Raw genomic sequence first — 19,416 nt, 5'->3', positions numbered from 1 at the left:
ACAGGTGCCTCCAGTGCACGTGATTCGCGGGTGGGACATGTGCGCCGAATCACGCGGGTCGGCCGGTGGGTGCCGGGCTCACCGCGCGCTTCGGACGAGAGGGGTGGGCCGTGCGCGCGGCGACGCGTCGCGCGGCCAGTTCCGCCGAGCGGACCGCGCCCTCGCTGCTGGGCCGCAGGAGAGTCCAGTCGCCGACGTAGTCGACGGGCCCCGCGGGCCGGGCGGCGAAGGCCGCGCGCAGGCCCAGCGCGGCGGGAGTGGCTTCGGGCAGGCCGCACCGGAAGCGGTGCACGAGCGTGCGGGTGGTGGCCTCGCCGAGCCCCGGCAGAAAGCGTTCTGCCTCGCCGACGAGCGTACGGGTGACCTCGGCGTCGTCGGCGTCCAGCAGGCGGGGGCCGATCGCGGGCGAGGCGAAGAGGCTGACCATCCCGCGGCCCGGCGGGACGCGCCCCTCGGCCTTGAGGTGGTCGAGGAGCAGCCCGCCGCAGATCCGGCTCTCGGTCGCGGGCACGGACAGGGCGTAGCTGGGGGCGCGGGTCGGGCTGGGCAGCGGTCGGTCGAGAAGGCAGACGGCCTTGAGCATGGGGGTGAAGGAACAGGCCGCCAGATAGGCGCGTTCGTCAGGCGACGGGTCGGCGTACAGGGACAGCGCGACCGGTGCCGGTACGGCGATCAGGATCTGACGCGCCGTCAAGATCCCGCCGTCGGCGAGGTGCAGCCGTGCCTCGTCCGCGCCGGCCCGCTCAACGGCCGTGACCGAGCTGCCGAGTTGTACGGGGACCCGTTCGGCCAGGGCGCGCGGGAGGGTGTCCATGCCGGTGGTGTAGGTGGTCCAGCGGGCTCCCGCGCCGCCGACCGCGAGCAGCGTGGCGAGCATGGGGGCGGCGGCCGAGCGTTCCGAGTGCCAGCCGAAGCAGTGGCCCGACAGCGGCTGGAGCAGGCGGTCGTGCACGTCGGGGTGGTAGGCGCGGGCGTACTCGGCGAGGGTGGCCGTGCCGGGCGGCGCGAGTTCGGGCCGGTCGGCGTCGAAGTCCCCGCGGCGGCGCAGCAGTCGGGCGGTGAAGCGCAGCCAGTCCAGCCGCCCGCGCCAGGACATGCCCGCCCCGGTGAGCAGCCCCGCCGGGTGGCCGAGCCGGGCGTGGGCGCGGCCCTCGTGCCAGAGGGCGAATCCGGCCCGCACCGGGGTGAGGTGTGCGGGCGGCACGGCGAGTTCGTCGATGAGGCGCCAGGTGGCCTGGTAGCCGCGGGTGGCGATGGTCTCCGCTCCCTCGTCGACGAGGCAGCCGTCGACGAGGGAGCTGGCCATGCGTCCGCCGACGCGTGGGGCGGCCTCGAAGACCCGCACGGAGCGGCCCGCCCGTTGCAGCCGGTAGGCGGCGGCGAGGCCGCCGATGCCGCCGCCGACGACCGCGACGTCGAGGTCCGTCACGTCCATCTCCCGGTTCCGTGGGTGGCGGTGCCGGCGAGGTAGCGGTCGCGCAGCTCGTGGCGGCGGACCTTGCCGGTGGCGGTGCGCGGGACGGCGTCCCAGTCCACCGTGAGGGGTTCGGCGAGCGCGGGCAGGTCGCGTACGGCGTGCCGCCAACGGGCCGGGTCGATGGGCGCGTTGACGACCAGGACGGTCTGCGGGTCGCGGTCCACGACGCCGAGGACGACGGCCTCCTCGACCTCGGGCAGCCGGTCGTGCAGGACGTCCTCCAGTTCCACGCAGCTCAGCCCCGGGATCATGTCGACCTCCCGGTCCAGCAGGATCAGCGAGCCGCCGCGCGTACGGACCGCGAGGTCTCCGGTGTTGAACCAGGGCCCGTGCGCCTTCTCGTCCCAGCGGTCCTGTTCGCCGAGGTAGCCGAGGCAGCGGGCCTTGGTCCGGGTGAGGACGAGGCCGACCTGTCCGCGCGGCACGGGTTGGAAGGTGCGCGGGTCCACCACCCGCAGGCCGACCCAGCCGGGGACCGGACGGCCGAGGTCGCGGGTGGTGGGGTGGCGCTCCGCGCGCCGGGCCAGCGCCCCTCGGGTGAGGAAGCGGAAGGTGAGCGGCCCGGTCTCGGTCTGGCCCCAGCCCTGCATCCACAGCGGCCGGGCGCGCCGGCTGGCGTCGAGGAAGACCCGCACGGTCGGCGGGTGGACGGCGTCGAAGGTGGAGATGTACATGCGCACGTCCCGGAAGGGACTGTCGGGCTCGGCGGCCAGGCGCTGCCAGCGCACATACGTGGAGGGCAGCGCTTCCAGGACGGTGGGCGGGTGCGCGGTCAGGGTGCGGCGGGCCGCGTCGGGATCGGAGTCGGCGACGATCACGGCCTCGCGGGGCTGGTGCCACAGCGCGCTGACGGTCCAGGCGAGCGCGCGGCCGTGCGCGAAGGAGATGGCGCTGGCGACGGTGTCGCCGGCGCGCGGGGTGACCACGGGCCAGCGCCTGGCCTCGAATCCGGCGAGCCGCCGGATGAGCGTCGTGGTGGAGTGGACGACCAGCTTGGGCACGCCGGTGGTCCCCGAGGTGTGGTGCACGGCCAGCGGCTCGCCGTCACCGCGGCGGTGGATCGGGGCGAGCGGCCGGGCGGGCAGGTCGTGGAAGGAGCGGACCGGCTGGGGCGGCCGGGTGTCGTCCGGTACCGAGTCGTGCAGGCTCGCGCTGTCCAGGGTCAGCGTGCACGCGCTGTGGCGCGCCAGCTCGACATCGGCTCGGGCGCCCTTGCGCAGCAGGTGCGTCTGGGTGACCAGGACGGCGGGGCGCAGCCGTTCGAGCAGGGTGTCGAGCACCTCGGGGACGAGGTGGTCGGAGAGCAGCGCGGGGACGGCGCCGATCCGGACGGCGGCGCAGGCGAGCAGGACGTAGTCCCAGTGGTTGCGCTTGACGACGGCCACGTGGTCGCCGGGGCCCGCTCCCGCCGCGGCGAGCCGGGCGGCGGTGTCCCGTACCAGGCCGGCCAGTTGGGGCACCGTCCACCGGGTGCCCTCCTCGGGCGCGAGGTCGAGGGGGCGGCTGAGGTGGACGACGGTCGGCGAGCCGCGGCGGGCGAGCGCGTCGAAGACGATGCCGGGGTCGAGGGGCTTGGTCACCGGGTCACCGCCAGCAGCAGGTCGGCCGCGATCATCAGCGCGGTGGCGAGGCGGTGCAGCCGGATGCCGCGGGTGCGGGCCCCCAGGACGTCACCGCGCCGATTGCCGCGTACCCACTGGCGGGCACGCAGCACGAGGACGGGCGACATGAGCGGCGGGAACCACCACGGCGCGATCCCGGCGGCGGCGGGGACGACGATCAGCAGGGCCTCCAGCCCGGAAACCCCGGCGATGAAGGCGGAGTTGCCGCGCTCGGAGGCGACGGCGGCCACGGTCAGCCGCCCGACCGCGTGGTCCCCGTCCCGGTCGTTGATGTTGGAGTAGACGCCGAACAGCACGGGGCCGAGCCCGAAGATCAGCGCCTGCACGACGACGAAGCCGGGTGCGCCGCCGTTCAGCAGGCCGAAGAGCGGCAGCACATAGCCCCAGCCGAGCGCGGCCAGGAAGATCTCCTGGCCGCCGCGGTAGCTGAACTTCAGCCACCAGGAGTACTGGAACCCGAAGAGCGCGCAGGCCGCCGTGCCGAGCACCGCCCACAGCGGCCGGGCGGGAGCGGCGAGGACGGCCGCGCCCCAGAACAGCGCGCACAGCGCGACCGCCGCCCAGCCGAACCGGATCGCCTGCCGCTCGGTGAGCGTCCCGGCGACCAGCGGTTTACGGGCGAGGCGGCGGGCGGCGGCGTCCGGGCCGTAGTTGGCCGCGTCGCTGCCGTCGCGGTAGCCGGTCACGTCGTCGAAGGCGACCATCCCGGCCACCATGGTCAGTTCGCCCAGGAAGAACAGGACCAGCACGAGCGCGGCGCGTCCCGTGGTCTCGGGCCGCAACCCGGCCCCGGTGACGACGCCGAACGGGACGAGCATCGCGGCGGCCAGCGGGATACTCAGGTAGTAGTCGAGGATGTCCAGCTTGGCCAGCTTGGCGTAGGCGCGCCAACTGCCGGGCGCGATCGGCGAGGTGTCGGCGGCGGGAACGGCGCCGACGGGGGGCCTGGCCGCGGTGTCGAGTACGGGCGCGGGTTCCATGGGCGGGTGCTCCTCCTGCGGTGCGGTGTGGCTCAGGCGCTGCTCAGCGCCGGGGGGCGCGTACCGGGTCTTCTGGCGGGCGGGCGAGGGCCGCGGCGGCGAGGGTGCGGCGGCAGACCTTGCCGGTGGCCCCGAGCGGCAACCGGTCCAGGTGCAGCACGAGTTCGGGCAGCTTGCGCCGGGCCAGACCGCGCTCGCCGGTCAGATACGCGGACAGCGCCACGACGGTCAGCGGCTCCGTGCCCGGGCGCTGGACCAGGAAGGCGCACAGCCGCTCGCCGAGATCCGGGTCGGGGACGGGTACGCAGGCGGCCTCGGCGACGTGCGGGTGGGTGTGCAGCTCCTCCTCGACCTCGGCGGGGCTGATCGTCCAGCCGCCGCGGATCACGGTCTGCCTGATCCGGTCCAGGACGCGCAGCGAACCGTCGGCGTCGAAGACCCCGAGGTCACCGGTCCTGATCCAGCCGTCGTCGGTGCGGTAGCGCAGGTCGAGGTCGGGCGCGCCGACGTAGGCCAGCGGGCTCATCGGGCCGCGGGCCTGGATCTCGCCGCTGTGCCCCGCGGGCAGCGGCCGGTCGTCGGCGCCGCAGACGCGCAGGTCGGTGACGCGCGGGTCCGGGTGTCCGACGCGGCGGACGTCGCCGTCAGAACCGGTCCAGGTGATACGGCAGTTCACGCCGTCGCTCGACCCGTAGACGTTGGTGACCGGGCGGCCGAACCGGCGCAGCGCGGCGGCGAGGACGGTGGAGGTGAGCGGGGCGCCGCTGGAGACGACGGCCCGCAGCGAGCCCAGGTCCTCGCCGGGCACGGTGGGGTGGTCGGCGATCCGGCCCAGCATGGTGGGTACGGCGACGACGTGGGTGGGCCGCCAGTCGGTGACGGCGCGCAGGGCGGCGCCGGGGTCGAAGCGGTCCAGCAGGTGGAGGGTCGCGCCGCAGCGGGCGAGGGCGACCAGTCCGAAGGAGCCGAAGGAGGAGGCGAGCGGGACCAGGACGAGCGCGGCCGGGACGCCGTCCTCGGCGCTTTCGCCGGTGCCGGGGTCGCCGCCTGGCGTGTCCTGGCCGGTGCGGGTGGCCGTGTCGTGTCCGGCGCCGCCGCCGCGCAGCACCGCGTCCACGTAACTGCCGCGTCCGCCGAGCAGCGCGTTGTGGCTGTAGGCGGTCATCTTGGGCGCGGCCTCGGAGCCCGAGGAGACCAGGACGCGGGCCGGGTCCTCGGGGTCCACGACGGCGGGGACGCATCCGTCGGGGTCGCCGTAGAGGAGTTCCCCGACCGTGGTGAGGCGTTCCAGGTACGGGAGCGGGCCGTGCCGGTGGTCCAGTGGGGTGTCGCTCACCATGTAGCGGGCGCGGGACAGCTCCAGCAGGGCGTGGCTCTCGCGGGTGCCCTGCCCCGTGGGCCAGGGAAGGGCGACCGCGCCGACGGCGGCGACGGCGAGGTCCGTGGCCAGCGCGGGCCAGCCGCCGTTCAGCCGGATGCCGACCACATCGCCGGGGCCCGCGCCGAGCGCGCCCAGCGCCGACGCCATCCCGCGTACCCGCACGTCGAGTTCGCGGTAGGTCAGCGCGAGGCCGGGAGTGCGTACGGCCGTCCGGTCGCCGTGGTCGCGTACGTGCTCGGCGAAGGCCGCGTACAGCCCCGTGTCGGGACACTCCTCACGCCGGGCCCAGCGCCGCCGCAGCGGGGCCGGGACCGTGTCGCGCAGCACGAGGCCGTTGCGGGACCGCCATGTGCGTCCGGCCGCCGCCCGTACGGGAGGTGTCGCGTCGGTCGGCGTCTCCACCGGAGTGGTCATCGGTGGAACTCCCAGGGGTTTGCGGCCCGCGTGCACAGGTCGCGGTCGAGGGCGGGCGCGAGGCGGGGGTCCGCCGCGAGGTCGGTCAGGTCGGCGCGGTCGGGGACCGTCGTCCGCGCGGGAGCCGAGCGGAACCGCGGCCCGCACAGCAGCCGGGCGGCGGACAGCAGCGAGGAGGTGACGGCCTGTCCGCGCCCGGTCCGCCGGGCCGCGAGCAGCCCCGCGACGGCGCCTTCCGCGCAGATCACGCCGCCGAGCACGTCGGTGAGGGTGAGCAGGGACGGTGTCGGCGGCAGTCCCGGCGGGGTGACCAGGGCGGCGAGGCCCGTCCACGCCTGTACGGGGAAGTCGGTGCCGACCGGAGGCCGGGAGCCGCGCTCGTCGCCCCAGCCGGAGGCGGCGGCGTGCACCAGGCCGGGGCGGTGGGCGGTCAGGGTGTCGGCGTCGAGCCCGAACCGCCGGTCCTTGCCGGGGGCCAGGCTGTGCAGGAACACCTCGGCCCCCGCGAGGAGTTCGCGGACCGCGGCGCGGCCGGACGCGGTGGTGAGATCCGCCTCCACCGTCTCCTTGCCGTCGTTCAGGGCCGTGAAGCGGGCCGATGTGCCGCCCGCCATGGGCGGCACGCCCCGCATCGGGTCGCCGCCCGGCGGCTCGACGCGGACGACGCGCGCGCCGAGCAGCCGCAGCAGGTGCCCGGCGAGCGGGCCCTGGACGCGGCGGCACACCTCGACGACGGTCACCCCGTCCAGCGGCGCCCCGGTACCGGGCGCGGCCTGCGGCGCGGCCGGCGGGCCGGTGGGGCGCAGCCGCCAGGGCCGCTCGTCGCCGTCCGCCCACGGGGGCGGCTCCGCGGCGACCGGGGTCAGATCCACGCCGATCGCGTCGGCGAGGCGGCCGAGTTCGGGGAAGGGCAGCCGGGCGACGGCCTCGTGGAGGGCGGGCGGGAGCGGGCAGACCGCGGTGGCGTACCGCTGCTGGAAGGGGAGCCAGCCGCGCGCGGCGTCCGCGCGGTCCACGCCGAGCGCGGACCAGAAGCCGCGCCACGCCTCGGGGTCCAGGGTCTCCAGTTCGAACCGGACGCCGTCGGCGGCGGCGAAGGGCGGGCCGCCGGGGGCGTGGCGTTCCGGCCAGTCGTCGGCCGCGGTCGCGGCGGCCAGGTACTGGCCGACCGAGAGCAGCGCCGCCTGGGCGACCGAGGTGGTGACGCGGATCTCGCCGCCGTCGTCGGCGGGCCCGGCGGCCAGCGCGGCGAGGGTGCCGGTGGCGGCGAGCGCGCCCGCGACGCAGGAGGCGTAGTCGACGCCGAGCGGGGTCGGTGCACCGTAGCGGCGGCCGTGCACCTGCGTCAGACCGCACGCGGCCTGTACGTCGGCCTCGCTGGTCAGCGGGAGGTCCACGGGCCCGGCCCAGCTCACCTCGCAGCGCGCGCGGACCGGGCCGTAGTGGGCGGTGAACGCTCCCGACCTGCCGTGCTCGGTGCCGCAGCCGAGCGCCCGCAGGTGGGCGACGGCGAGCCGGACGGCCGTGGCGGGCGCGCCGCCGCGCGCGGAAACCGGCGCCGTGCCGATACGCGGCGCCGCGGTGGTACGGGGGCCGGCCGCGGTGGCCGTCACTCCGGTCGCCTCGCCTGTACGCAGTACAGGACGCAGGAGGCGGCGCGGAAGTCCGGGTGGCGCATCGCGTCGCGCGCCGCGAGCAGTTCGTCCTCCGTCATCCCGTGCTCCAGGAGCGCGTCCCGCAGGTGGTAGGTGTGGTGCAGTTGCAGCCGCAGGCCCGGGGAGTCCGCCGTCCAGGGCACGAGGTGCGGTACGGGTTCGATGCCGGTGAATCCGGCGGCCCGCAGGTCGGCGGCGCAGGTGCGGCCCCACGCGGGGTCGGCTCCCGCGGCCCGCAGCACGCGGCCCTTGGCCGCCCGGAACGCCTCGTAGCCCGCGCGGGTGCGCTCGTCGGGGGCGAGGAGCACCGGCGCGTAGTCGATGTCGAACTCCTCCAACTGGAGGTGCCCGCCGGGCCGCAGGGCGCGCAGCAGCCGGCCGAGCACGGCCCGCCGCTGGGGCAGGTGGGTGAGCACCAGGCGGGAGTGGACGAGGTCGAAGGCCGCGTCGGGGAGCGGGTCGCGCACGATGTCGTGGCGGCGCTGTTCGAGACCGGGGCGGGCGGGGATGTGCTCGGGCTTGATGTCGGTGGCCAGCACGCTGCCGCCGGGCGCGGTGCGGTCGGCCAGCCACAGGGCGACGCTGCCGCCGCCCGCTCCCGCCTCCAGGCAGTCCCAGCCGGGGCCGACGCCGGTCTCCGCCAGCCGCGCGGTGGTGATCGCGTCGTGCGCGGCGGCCAGGCAGCGGTGCTGCTCGGTGGCGTACGGGCTGTCGTTGTCGAAGGCGTAGTCGCCTTCGGGGCGGTCGGCCGTCGCCGCCGTGGCGGTGGTCGTGCCGGGACTCGCGGCTGGCATGGACTCTCCGGTGCGTGGGCGGGGTGGCGGTGGGCCGCCGTCCGGACGGCGGCCCACCGGAAAGGACTTCAGATCCCTCAGGCGTCCCAGCTCACGGTGTAGACCGCGAGCGCGGTGTTGGTGAAGTGGGCCGCGCCGGTGAGGCCCTTGTAGGCGCCCGTGCCGCCGACGACGACGCCGTCGAAGGACTTCGGGTAGGTCGCGGTGAGCGGGTTCTGGATCGGGAAGACCACCGAGAGGGCGACCTGGTCACCGCCGTTGAAGACGATGTTCGCGTGGCAGAACGCGGTCACCTCCTTGGCGGAGATGGCGTCCTTGTCGCACATGTCGTAGGCGGTGCCGACCGGCTTCCCGGAGGAGTCCTTGACCGTGGCGCTGCCGCCGAAGCCCGCGCCCACGGTGCTGGCGGCGGCGCCCGCGCTGTTGTTGCCGCTGAAGTCCAGCGTCAGCGACGGCGGGGTGGCGCGTACCTGCGTGGCGGTCGCGGTGGCGGTGGCGGAGGAACCGGCCACCAGGGCGAGGGCTGCGGCGCCGGTGGCGGTGGCTGCGACAGCGGCACGCTTCGCCGTGACAAAACGGGTCATGAACTCTCCTCGAACGGTCCGGACCGAATGTCCGGGTTCGCACGAAGTGGACCATATCGGAAGAAGGTTCGCATATGACTGCGGGATGTGCCGCCGTCGCCGTGTCGCGGGGAGCCCGATGGCCCGATCGTGGCCCGGCCCGCTGCTCGTCGGCGCCGGACGCGGGTCGTCACCGGCCGCTCCCGGCTCCCGCGAAGGCCGGACCAGCGCCGACAGGGTGAAGAATTCACCCTCATGACCGCCGCCCGGCCGCCACACGCACGGGCCGGGCGGGGACTGGTTCAAGATCGCGGTGAGCGGGCCCCGGGGCGCCTTCCCGGACCGCCCGTCGCGCAGCGCCCACCGTCCCCGGGGAGTCTCGGTCATGTCCTTCGATCTGCTCGTGGTGGGCCTGGGATACGTGGGTCTGCCTCTCGCCCGCGCCGCCGCCGACGCCGGGCTCGCGGTGGCCGGATACGACATCGCGCCGTCGACCGTCGCCGCGCTGCGCGGCGGGCGGTCCCCGGTCCGTGACGTCACCGACGCGGACGTGACCCGGATGCTCGCCGCCGGTTTCGCCGTCGACACCGACCCCGCGCCGCTCGCGCGGGCCCAGGCCGTCGCGATCTGCGTCCCCACCGGCCTGACCCGCGAAGGAGGCCCCGACCTCGGCCCGCTCACCGCCGCCTGTCGTACGGTCGCCGCGCATCTGCGGCCGGGAACGCTGGTCGTCGTCGAATCGACCTCGTTCCCCGGCACCACCGAGGAGTTGGCCAGACCGCTGCTGGAGGCGTCGGGGCTGGTCGCGGGGAGGGACTTCCACCTCGGCTACTCCCCCGAACGCGTCGATCCGGCCAACCAGTTCTTCGGCATCGGCAACACGCCCAAGGTGGTCTCCGGGGTGACGCAGGTGTGCGCCAAGCAGTGCGCGGCGCTGTACGAGCGTTTCGTGGACCGGGTGATCGTGGCCCGCGGCACGCGCGAGGCGGAGCTGGCGAAGCTGCTGGAGAACACCTACCGCAGCGTCAACATCGCCCTGGTCAACGAATTCGCCCGCTACTGCCACGACGTGGGCGCGGACGTGTGGGACGTGGTGGCGTGCGCGGCGACGAAGCCCTTCGGCTTCCAGTCGTTCCGCCCCGGCCCCGGCGTCGGCGGGCACTGCATCCCGGTCGACCCGGTCTACCTGCTGCAAGGCGCGCCCGCCGACGCGTTCCAGGTCGTACGGGCCGCCCTGCGCGCGAACCGCGTCATGCCCGGCCATGTCGTCGCGCGCGCCTCGCGGTTGCTCCAGGACCGCGGGGTGCCGCTGCCGGGCGCCCGCGTCGCGCTGCTCGGCGCCGCGTACAAGCCCGACACCGACGACCTGCGCGAGTCGCCCGCGCTCGAGGTGGCGAGCGGGCTGCTCGGCCTCGGCGCGGGGGTCGGCTGGCACGACCCGCACGCGGCGGACCTGCCGCTGGCGGACCCCCGGCTGCGGCGGTACGACGACGCGCTGTCGGCCGCGGCCGAGGCGGACCTGGTCGTCCTGCTCCAGGCCCACCGCGCCTACGACCTGGGCGCGATCACCAAGACGGCCCGGCTGCTCTTCGACACGACGGGCCGGCTGTCAGGGGAGCGCGTCGTACGGCTCTAGCGCCTGTCGGCGGACCGCGGGCGTCAGGGGGCCAGGGCGAACTCCCTGACGGCGTCGGCGATGTACTCCACCTGCGCGTCGCTCAGGTGCGGGTAGACGGGCAGGGAGAGGATCCGCTCGCCCGCGCGTTCCGCGGCGGGCCAGCTGTCGCCGGGGGCGGCGAAGCCGGAGAAGGCGGGCTGGCGGGGCAGCGGCAGCGGGTAGTAGACGTGCGAGTCGACACCGCGCTCGGCCAGGTGCGCCTTGAGCGCGTCGCGCCGGTCGCACTGGAGCGTGTAGACGTAATAGCAGCGGCCGTCGCGGCCGGGCGGCGGGGCGAGGACACCGCGCTCGGCGAGGTCGGCGAAGCGCTCGGTGTAGTGACCGGCGATCCGGGCGCGGCGCTCCAGACGGGCGGCCAGCCCCGGCAGGCGGTGGAGCTGGAAGGCGGCGAGCACCTCGTCGAACCGGCTGTTCCAGCCGATCCGGTGGTGGACGAAGCGGTGGACGCCGTCCTGCCCGTGGTTGCGCAGCATCCGTACCGTACGGCCGAGTTCCGCGTCGCGGGTGACGACCGCGCCGCCCTCCCCCGCCGTGCCGAAGGTCTTCACCTGGACGAAGGAGTAGACCCCCGCCTCGCCCGCCAGCCCCGCGGGAACCCCGCCCTGGACGCCGCCCTGCGCGACGGCGGAGTCCTCGACCAGCCGCAGCCCGCGGTCCCGCGCGAGCGCGGTCAGGCGCGGCATGTCCGCCATCACCGAGAACAGGTGAGCGGGCATCAGGGCCTTGGTGCGCGGGGTGATCCGGCGTTCCATGTCGTCGGGGTCGACCACCATGGTCCAGGGGTCGATATCGGCGAAGACCGGTGTCGCGCCGAGCGCCACGACCGAACCGGCCAGCGGCGCGCAGCCGAAGGCCGGGACTACGACCTCGTCGCCCGCGCCGACGTCCATCGCGGCCAGCACCAGGGTCAGCGCGCTGGTGCCGCTGCCGCAGGCGACGACGTCGGCGGCGCCGAGCTGTTCGCGCAGGGCCTGCTCGAAGCGGGCCGTGTGCTCGCCGAGGATGAACTTCTGGGCCGGTCCGGTGCCGGTCTCGCGCACGACGCGCAGCAGGTGCTCGCGGTCGGCCTCGAACAGGTCGGGGGGGAAGAACGGCAGCCGCGGGCGGTCGCCCCGGGCCGTCGCGGGCGCGGGGGGCGGGGGCACGGTGGTGGGCGTCGGAGGCCCGGGCGTGGTCGCGGGCACCGGCGTGGTCCCGGACATCGGCGTGGTCCCGGGCATCGGCGTGGTCGCGGGCGTCGGCGTGGTCGCGGGCGTCATGGGCGGGCTCCGGCTCCGGAGAAGAAGTCCTGGACCAGATCGCAGACCCGGTCCACGGCCTCGGTGGTCAGATCGGGGTAGAGCGGCAGCGCGAGGGTGCGCGCGCAGGCGGCCTCGGCCACGGGGAAGTCGCCCGGCTGGTGGCCGAGTTCGGCGAAGCAGGGCTGGAGGTGCAGCGGGCTCGGGTAGTACGTCTCGGTGCTCACGCCGTGCGCGGCCAGGTGCCCTGCCAGCTCGTCACGGCGTTCGGCCTCGATCAGATAGACGTAGAAGACCGGATCGGCCGTGCCGCCGCGGGCCACGACCGTCGGCAGCCGCAGGATGCCCGGCGTTCCGGCCAGCCGCCGGCTGTACGCGTCGGCGAGCGCTTCCCTGCGGGCGATGTCCGCGTCCAGCCGGGTGAGCTTCGCGAGCAGTACGGACGCCTGCACGTCGTCCATCTTGCTGTTGCAGCCCGGCAGCGAACTGCTGGTGTTGATGGTGGTGAAGTCCGCGATGGTGCGCCCGAACCGGCCGTGGTGGCGCAGCGCGTCCACGGTACGGGCGATCTCGTCGTCGTCGGTGAGCACCGCCCCCGCGTCCCCGATCGCGCCCAGGGTCTTGGTCGGGAAGAACGACAGCACCCCTCCGGCGCCGAACAGCCCCGCGTGGACGCCCTCGCGGCGCATGCCGATCGCCTCGGCGCTGTCCTCGACCACGGTGAGCCCGTGCCGCCCGGCCAGTTCGCCGAGCCGTTCCACGTCCGCGAGCTGGCAGAAGAGGTGGACCGGCATCAGGAAGCGGCAGCGCGGGGTGAGCACGCGCTCCACCGAGGCGGGGTCGAGGGCGTACGTGACCGGGTCGATGTCCGCGAACACCGGCCGCCCGCCCGCCAGGACGACCGAGGAGGCGGAGGCCACGAAGCTGAAGGCCGGGACGACGACCTCGTCCCCCGGCCGCAGACCGGCCGCGCGCAGCAGCAGGACCAGGGCGTCGGTGCCGCTGTTGACCCCGATGACGTGCCGGGCGCCGGTGTAGGCGGCGAGCGCCCGTTCCAGCTCCGCCACCTTGGTGCCGTGGGAGAACTTCCCGTCCTCGAACATCTCCGACAGGTGCCGCTCGATCCGCGGCCAGAGGGCGGAGAAGGACTCGGCCTGGGTGAAGAACGGCACGTCGGCGGGGGCCGGTTCGCGTGGGTCGACGGTGTGCTGGAGGTCCATCTCCGCCTCTCTGCTGCCCGGATACGCCGGGTACGCCGAATGCGCTGGTCCATCCGGACGCGGTCGTTCGTCCCGACACGGTTGCTCGTCCGGACGCTCTCGTTCATCCGGACTCTGTCGTTCGTCCGGACGCGGCGGTTCGCCCGGTCGTGTCGGACGAACCGGGCGTCCCGGACGCGCTGGAGGCCGACGCTATGCCAGGCCCTCGGCCGGACGGGGGTCGGCGGCGCGGCCGACGGGGGGATTCACACAAAAGGGCGCTATCGGCGCGTTTGTTTGACTTCGCCCGGTTCGGACGAGCAGGCTGACCGACGTCGTCGCGCCCTGCCCTCTTTTTCCGCAACTCCCCCCGGCGCCCGGCGCTTTCCCCCCGCTGTCCCGTACCGCCCTGTTCCGCTTCGTTTCCCCCGCCCCCACCGAAGTCGACGGAAGGCTGACGCAGGAGATGCCGCTGCGCACGATGGTCCTCGGCCTCGGCCGCGCGGGGGCGGGTCTCCACCTGCCGGTCCTCGCCAAGGCGCGGGACCTGCGGCCCCGGCTCTTCGCGCCGGAGCCGGTGATCGCCTTCGACCGCGACCCGGCCGAACGGGCCCGGGCGGCGGGCGACACCAGTCTGAGCGTCGTGGACTCGCTCGCGCGGGCACGGGAGTCGCTGGACCCGGAGCGCACGGTCGTGCACATCTGCACCCCGCCGCTCGCCCGCGCCGAGGTCGTGGCCGAACTGCTCCGACTCGGCTTCCGCAGGCTGCTGTTGGAGAAGCCGCTCGCGGCGGGGCCGCGCGATCTCGCGCGGCTGGTGGAGCTGGTGGGGCGGCCCGGTGTCCAAGCCACCGTCGTGGCGCCCTGGTTGGCGAGCACGCTCACCGACCGGCTGATCGCCCTCGTGGAGGAGCGGCCCGGTCTCGGCGCGCTGCGGCAGATCTCGGTCGTGCAGGACAAGCCGCGCTTCCAGCGCACGCTCGCCACCTCGGGGCACCCCACGGCGTTCGACATCGAGATCCCGCACGCGCTCGGCGTCCTGCTGCGGCTGGCCGGGGACGCCGAGGTGGTCGGCGCCTCGTGCACCGACCTGGACGTGGACGGACGGCGGCTGCCCCGGCTCGGCGGCGCCGAGGTGCGCCTGGCCCACCGCGACGGCGTGCTCGGCGACATCCGCTCCGACCTCACCTCACCGGTGCGCGAGCGCCGGATCACGCTCGGATTCGACGGCGGCACCGCCGTCGGCCACTACCCGGCCGACGCCGGCGACCACTACGCCCAACTGCGGCTGACCACACCGGAATGCCCGGCCGGGGACCGCGAGGTGTTCCGCGACGACGCCCTGACCGCGTTCATGCTCCGCGCCTACGCCGACTTCGCCGGGGACGACGGCCCCTGCCCCACGGACTTCGCGCGGCAGGCGCGCGTGGTCGGCCTGCTCACCGACGCCAAGAATCTGGCGGCCCCGCCCGACGCCTCGGGCCCACGAAGGGAGTTGGCCGGTGCCCGCTGAACAGCAGACCGCCGTACGGGCGGTCGAGCCGTTGCGCCTCACCGGGATCGGCGACGAGGCCGCGCTCGGCGTGGAGGGCCAGATCGCGGCCGTCAGCGCCTTGGGCTGGCGGTCGGTCGAGCTGCGGACCGTGGACGGCACGCCGGTCGCCGACCTGTCCCCTACCGCCTTCGACCGGGTCGCGGGGACGCTCGCGGACGCCGGGGTGTCGGTCGCCGCGGTGGACGCGAGGATCGGCGGCTGGGCCCGCCCGGTGACCGGTGACTTCGCCGCCGACCTGGCCGAACTCGCGGTCCTGGAACAGCGATGCGCCCGGCTCGGCACCCGCTTCGTCCGCGTGATGTCCTTCCCGAACGACGGGCTCGACGCCGACGCCTGGGAGCGTGAGGCGCTGCGCCGCGTCCGCGAACTCGCCCACCGCGCCGCCGAGTCGGGCCTGACGCTGCTGCACGAGAACTGCTCCGGCTGGGCGGGCGCCGACGCGACCCGTACGGTCCGCCTCCTGGAGACCGCGGGCCCGGGGCTCGCCCTGCTCTTCGACACCGGCAACGGCCCCGCGTACGGCTACGACGGCCACCGGCTGCTGACCGAACTGCTGCCGTACGCCGACCGAATCCTGCACGTCCACGTCAAGGATGCCGTCATCGCCCCCGACGGCCGCCCCGCCTACTGCGAGCCGGGCACCGGCGACCTGCGGATCGCCGACTGTCTGCGCGCCCTGCTGGCCCACGGCTACCGGGGCGCGCTGTCGATCGAACCGCACATCGCCGTACGGCCGCACGAGGACCACCGCGATCCGGAGGAGCGGTGCCACGCCGCCTTCGTCAGGAGCGGGGTGGCGCTGCGGAATCTGCTGGACGCGTGCGCGCGGGTGCCCGGCGGCACCATCGCGCACACCCCGCCGGACGGGGCGGCGTTGCGGGAGCCCGCTCGGTGAGCCCGCTCAGCTCCGCCGACCGCACCCTGCTGCTCGACCTGCTCGCCCTGCCGACGGCCGGCCCGCTCGAATGCGGCCCCGACGCGCCCGCACCCGCGCTGTGGGAGGCGCAGCGCCGTTACGCGGAGGCCGCCGCCGAACTCGGTTTCACCGTCCTGCACCACGCGGCCCCGCCGCCCGCCTGCGTCGACCGCGACGACGTACCGCTCCTGGTACGTCAAGCCGCCGCCGAGCGGCCGGAGTTCCTGGCCTGCCAGCCCAGCCTGGTGCTCGCCCTCGGCCCGGCCGGGGCACCGCGCGAGCGTACGGTGATGTTCAACGTCCACCTCGACACCGTCGCGGGCCTCGAACCGGTCTCGTTCGACGGTGACCGCTTCCACGGCAGGGGCGCGATCGACGCGAAGGGCCCGGCCGTCGCGCTGCTGGCCGGACTGCGGCGCGCCCTGCGGGAGCGGCCCGAACTCCCCCGCGACACCCGGATTCTGGTGCAGGCCGTCTCCGGCGAGGAGGGCGGCGCGCTCGGCGCCTTCGGCACCCGTCCGCTCGTGGACGCCGGGCACCACGGACGGCTCAACGTCTTCTGCGAACCCACCGGCGGCCGGGCCCTGACCCGCAGCACCGCGGCCATGACCGCGCGGCTGAGCGTCCGCGGCCGTGACGCGATCGACGACCGGCCCGAGGCGGGGCACAACGCCACCGTCCTGCTCGGCCATCTCGCCCAGCACCTCGCCGCCGCGCTCGACCCGCGACTCGACCCGGCCGACGGGCAGGTGTGCGTGGCGGGCCTGCGCACCGGCGACCTGCACAACCACGTCTACGGCAGCGGCGACCTGCTGCTCAACCTCTCCTACGGCTCGGCCGCCACCGGACGGCGGCTGGAGCGGCTGCTGGGCGACGCCGTCGCCGAGGGGCTGGAGTCCTTCTGCGCCGCCTTCCGGCACAGCCGGCGGTTCGCCCGCACCGCGGCCGACGCGGCGGACATCCTGCGGCTGGACTGGCTCAAGCGCGGCCTGCCCGCGCTCGACGGCGACCCGTCGTGGCTCGGTCCGCTGCTCGACCGCGCCGAGGTGCCGCGGTGGCCCGCCGCCGAACCCGCCTTCACCTGCGACGCGATCTGGATGTCCGGCGTGCCCGACGCCCACACCGTGGTCCTGGGCCCCGGCAGCCTGGACGCCAACCGCGCCCACGCCGCGGGTGAGTTCGCCGATCTGGCCGACCTGGACGCCTTCGCGGCCACGGTCCCGCGCCTCCTGGCCGCCTTCGACGCGGCCGTGTCGCCTGCCGTGCCCGCGCCCGCCGTACCGCTCGCGCCGTCCGCGCCGCCGTCACTTCCCGCGCCGTCCACGCCACTTGCGCCGTCCACGCCCGTCAGCAGGAGGAACGAGCCCCATGCCGTTGTCGAGCCCGCCGCAGTCGACCCTTCCGGCGCGGGCGCCGGACAGTACCGTGCGCCTCGCGTATGAGGAGTTGCTGACCTTCGTCACCGGCGTCTTCACGCGGTGCGGTCTCGCCGGGGAGCGGGCGGCCACGGCGGCCGAGGCGCTGTGTTACGGCGATCTGGCCGGGATGAGCTCCCATGGCGTGACGAATCTGACCCGGCTGTATCTGCCGCTGTTCGAGGAGCGCCGCGCCGACCCGGCGGCCGAGCCGGACCGTACCGTGGATCTCGGCGCCGCGGTCCGCCTGGACGCCCGGCGCGCGCTCGGCCTGTGGGCCGCGGCCGACGCGATGGACCTGGCCGTCGAGCGCGCGGAGCGCTTCGGCGTCGGCCTGGTCAGCGTCCACAACGCCACCCATCTGGGCTGCGCCGGGTACCACGCGGCGCGCGCGGCGCACCGCGGCATGGTCGGCCTGGTGGCCTCCAACTGCGGCCGTCAGCGCATCGCCCGCCCGCCGGGCGGCCGGGTCACGATGCTCGGCACGAACCCGCTCGCCGTCGCGGCCCCCGCCGGGCCGCGCCACCCGTTCGTGCTCGACATGAGCACCACCGTCGTCCCCACCGGACGCGTGCGCGCCGCCGCCCGCGCGGGCCGGGCGGTGCCCGAGGGCTGGCTGACCGACGAGGCCGGGCTTCCGGTCACCGACCCGGCGGCCTTCGACCGCGGCCAGGCGTACCTCGGCTGGCTCGGCGGCGCACCGGAGACCGGCGCGTACAAGGGCTACGGGCTCGGGCTCGCGGTGGAGGTGCTGGCCGGTCTGGTCAGCGGCTCCGGCCTCGGCCCGGCCCCCGAGGCGCTGGACGGGGACGGGCTCCCCTCGGGCCGCGACGACGACATCGGCACTCTGGTCGCCGCCATCGCCCCCGCCATGCTCCGCCCGCGGGAGGACGTCGCCTCGGACGCCGACTCGCTGTTCGGCAGCCTGCTCGCCTGCCCGCCGGTCGACCCCGCCTCCCCCGTCCGCTACCCCGGCTGGACCGAGGGCGCGACGGCCGACGCCCACCGTGCGGACGGTGTGCCGGTCACCGCCGGGCAGTACCGCGAACTCGGCGATGTGGCAGGGCGGTTCGGCCTGACCGCGCCTGTCCCGCTGGACGGGGGCCTTCGCCGATGACCCGGCACTCGATCGCCGTCGTCGGCCTGGGCGTCATCTCCCGCTTCTACCTGGCCGCCCTCGACGCCTCCCCGGCGGCCCGCCTCGCCGCCGTCTGCGACCGCGACCCGGCCGCACTCGCCGCCAGGGGCGGACAGGACGCGTCCGGGGCCGTACCCGCCTACCGCGACCACCGCGAACTCCTCGCCGCCGGGCCGCCGCTCGACGGCGTGGTGATCACCGTCCCGAACGACGCCCACGCGGCGCTCTGCGCCGACTTCCTGCGCGCGGGCGTACCGGTGTGCGTGGAGAAGCCGCTGGCCCTCACCGGCGCGGAGGGCGCCGGACTGACCGCGCTCGCGCAGGCGTCCGGGGTGCCGCTGTTCACCGCCTTCCACCGGCGCTACAACGCGGCGGTCGGGGCGCTGGCCGCCGGGCTGCCGCAGGACGTGCCGGTCGAGCGGGTCACGGTCAGGTACTTCGAGCGGATCGAGGAGCACATCGGGCGGGACCGCTGGTATCTGGACCCGGCCCGGTGCGGTGGCGGCTGCGTCGCCGACAACGGGCCCAACGCGTTCGACCTGGTACGGCTGTTGCTGGGCGAGGTGACCGTCGAGACCGCCCGGATCGGCTACGACCGGACGGGGCTCGACCGCACCGCGACGATCGGGCTGCGCTCCGTCTCCGGCGCCGCGCGTGCCACGGTCGAGCTGGACTGGTCGTATCCGGGCGAGTTGAAGGACGTGACGGTCACGCTGGCCGACGGGTCCGTGCACCACGCCGACATGCTGGCCGGGCACCGGGGCTTCAAGTCCTCGCTCCGGCACGAGTACGCGGCGATCCTCGCGGACTTCGCCGCCCGGCTCCGCGGTCCGTACCGCGCCGACCACGGCGGTACGGCGGCCCTGGAGCTGGTCGAGGCCGCGTACCGGCGTACGGAGGTGACGGCGTGCTGACCCCGCCCGCGGCGCGAGAGCCCACCGTGCAAGAGCCGACCCCCGAAAGGGCTGCCGCCCCGCGCGAGGACGGCCTCAAGCGCACCGTCCACGGCTGTCTGGTCAAGGTCCTGATCCACCGCCGCGACGACCGCGGCATGGCCCTGGAACCCCACGCCAGCCGCTGCGTGCGCGCGGGCGAGGTCCATGAGCTGGTCACCACCGACCACACCGACAGCGCGCCGGGGGCGCGGATCGACCGCGTGGGCTTCCTCGGCTTCGTCGAACTGGACCGCGGCGGTGTCATCGACCGCGGCGACACCGTCCGTATCGGCGGACGGACCGTCGGCACGGTCCTCGGCTTTGACGCCTGCCACTTCCCCAACCACTACAACATCCTCATCCACGCCGACGCCCCGGTGACCGGCGCCGACCTGGAGCTCACCCCCGAGACACCGGTCAGCTTCGAACAGACCCCGTCCCCACACCTCTGAGAGC

At 75.4% G+C, this 19,416-nt stretch carries 16 protein-coding genes; 7 read left to right on the top strand and 9 right to left on the bottom strand.

Annotated elements, in window-relative coordinates; all coding sequences use genetic code 11:
- Positions 1–49: 49 nt before the first annotated feature.
- The 7 genes from ACZ4EF_RS19115 to ACZ4EF_RS19085 all read right to left on the bottom strand — a co-directional run bounded on the left by ACZ4EF_RS19115 (position 50) and on the right by ACZ4EF_RS19085 (position 8,907).
- The gene (locus ACZ4EF_RS19115) at positions 50–1,435 is read right to left on the bottom strand and encodes a protoporphyrinogen/coproporphyrinogen oxidase (protein ID WP_467505517.1); all 1,386 of its coding nucleotides are present in this window, start codon (positions 1,433–1,435) and stop codon (positions 50–52) included.
- On the bottom strand, positions 1,426–3,057 hold the full coding sequence (locus ACZ4EF_RS19110; RefSeq protein ID WP_401313608.1) for an AMP-binding protein: 1,632 nt from the start codon (positions 3,055–3,057) through the stop codon (positions 1,426–1,428). Before ACZ4EF_RS19110 ends, ACZ4EF_RS19115 begins: the two co-directional genes overlap by 10 nt.
- Positions 3,054–4,079, bottom strand: a complete 1,026-nt coding sequence (locus ACZ4EF_RS19105) for a UbiA family prenyltransferase (protein ID WP_401313607.1) — start codon at positions 4,077–4,079, stop codon at positions 3,054–3,056. The genes ACZ4EF_RS19110 and ACZ4EF_RS19105 overlap by 4 nt, the downstream gene beginning before the upstream one ends.
- A gap of 43 nt (positions 4,080–4,122) precedes the next feature.
- Positions 4,123–5,874, bottom strand: a complete 1,752-nt coding sequence (locus tag ACZ4EF_RS19100; RefSeq protein ID WP_467505514.1) for a class I adenylate-forming enzyme family protein — start codon at positions 5,872–5,874, stop codon at positions 4,123–4,125.
- Entirely contained in the window at positions 5,871–7,487 is a 1,617-nt protein-coding gene (locus ACZ4EF_RS19095) for a CoA transferase (RefSeq protein WP_467505512.1), read from the bottom strand. The genes ACZ4EF_RS19100 and ACZ4EF_RS19095 overlap by 4 nt, the downstream gene beginning before the upstream one ends.
- Positions 7,484–8,323 (bottom strand): class I SAM-dependent methyltransferase, encoded by an 840-nt coding sequence (locus ACZ4EF_RS19090; protein ID WP_401313601.1) that lies wholly within the window; start codon positions 8,321–8,323, stop codon positions 7,484–7,486. The genes ACZ4EF_RS19095 and ACZ4EF_RS19090 overlap by 4 nt, the downstream gene beginning before the upstream one ends.
- Before the next feature lie 77 nt (positions 8,324–8,400).
- Complete coding sequence (locus ACZ4EF_RS19085) at positions 8,401–8,907, bottom strand: hypothetical protein (protein WP_355333292.1); 507 nt, start codon at positions 8,905–8,907, stop codon at positions 8,401–8,403.
- A 364-nt stretch (positions 8,908–9,271) separates the two neighbouring features.
- Here ACZ4EF_RS19085 and ACZ4EF_RS19080 point away from each other — a divergent pair, with 364 nt between their 5' ends.
- Positions 9,272–10,522 carry a nucleotide sugar dehydrogenase gene (locus tag ACZ4EF_RS19080; RefSeq protein WP_467505509.1) on the top strand — a complete coding sequence of 417 codons (1,251 nt, stop codon included), beginning with the start codon at positions 9,272–9,274 and terminating at the stop codon, positions 10,520–10,522.
- Positions 10,523–10,545: 23 nt separating this feature from the next.
- Here the strand turns inward: ACZ4EF_RS19080 and ACZ4EF_RS19075 are convergent, their stop codons facing one another.
- Both ACZ4EF_RS19075 and ACZ4EF_RS19070 read right to left on the bottom strand, forming a co-directional pair.
- On the bottom strand, positions 10,546–11,823 hold the full coding sequence (locus ACZ4EF_RS19075) for a DegT/DnrJ/EryC1/StrS family aminotransferase (RefSeq protein WP_467505507.1): 1,278 nt from the start codon (positions 11,821–11,823) through the stop codon (positions 10,546–10,548).
- Positions 11,820–13,022 carry a DegT/DnrJ/EryC1/StrS family aminotransferase gene (locus tag ACZ4EF_RS19070; RefSeq protein WP_467505505.1) on the bottom strand — a complete coding sequence of 401 codons (1,203 nt, stop codon included), beginning with the start codon at positions 13,020–13,022 and terminating at the stop codon, positions 11,820–11,822. Before ACZ4EF_RS19070 ends, ACZ4EF_RS19075 begins: the two co-directional genes overlap by 4 nt.
- Before the next feature lie 445 nt (positions 13,023–13,467).
- Here ACZ4EF_RS19070 and ACZ4EF_RS19065 point away from each other — a divergent pair, with 445 nt between their 5' ends.
- The 6 genes from ACZ4EF_RS19065 to ACZ4EF_RS19040 are packed head-to-tail and all read left to right on the top strand — an operon-like array spanning position 13,468 to position 19,412.
- Positions 13,468–14,514 (top strand): Gfo/Idh/MocA family oxidoreductase, encoded by a 1,047-nt coding sequence (locus ACZ4EF_RS19065; protein WP_467505503.1) that lies wholly within the window; start codon positions 13,468–13,470, stop codon positions 14,512–14,514.
- On the top strand, positions 14,504–15,451 hold the full coding sequence (locus ACZ4EF_RS19060; RefSeq protein WP_467505501.1) for a sugar phosphate isomerase/epimerase family protein: 948 nt from the start codon (positions 14,504–14,506) through the stop codon (positions 15,449–15,451). The genes ACZ4EF_RS19065 and ACZ4EF_RS19060 overlap by 11 nt, the downstream gene beginning before the upstream one ends.
- Positions 15,448–16,914, top strand: a complete 1,467-nt coding sequence (locus ACZ4EF_RS19055; protein ID WP_467505499.1) for a M20/M25/M40 family metallo-hydrolase — start codon at positions 15,448–15,450, stop codon at positions 16,912–16,914. The genes ACZ4EF_RS19060 and ACZ4EF_RS19055 overlap by 4 nt, the downstream gene beginning before the upstream one ends.
- Positions 16,898–18,004, top strand: coding sequence for an Ldh family oxidoreductase (locus ACZ4EF_RS19050; protein ID WP_391161225.1), 1,107 nt, complete (start codon positions 16,898–16,900; stop codon positions 18,002–18,004). The genes ACZ4EF_RS19055 and ACZ4EF_RS19050 overlap by 17 nt, the downstream gene beginning before the upstream one ends.
- On the top strand, positions 18,001–18,939 hold the full coding sequence (locus tag ACZ4EF_RS19045) for a Gfo/Idh/MocA family protein (protein WP_467505496.1): 939 nt from the start codon (positions 18,001–18,003) through the stop codon (positions 18,937–18,939). The genes ACZ4EF_RS19050 and ACZ4EF_RS19045 overlap by 4 nt, the downstream gene beginning before the upstream one ends.
- The gene (locus tag ACZ4EF_RS19040) at positions 18,933–19,412 is read left to right on the top strand and encodes a DUF6917 domain-containing protein (RefSeq protein WP_467505494.1); all 480 of its coding nucleotides are present in this window, start codon (positions 18,933–18,935) and stop codon (positions 19,410–19,412) included. Before ACZ4EF_RS19045 ends, ACZ4EF_RS19040 begins: the two co-directional genes overlap by 7 nt.
- Positions 19,413–19,416: the final 4 nt, after the last annotated feature.

Source organism: Streptomyces sp. NPDC025721 (assembly GCF_055558595.1).
The sequence above is the reverse complement of the archived record's forward strand: the minus strand, read 5'-3'. Positions and strand labels throughout refer to the sequence as shown.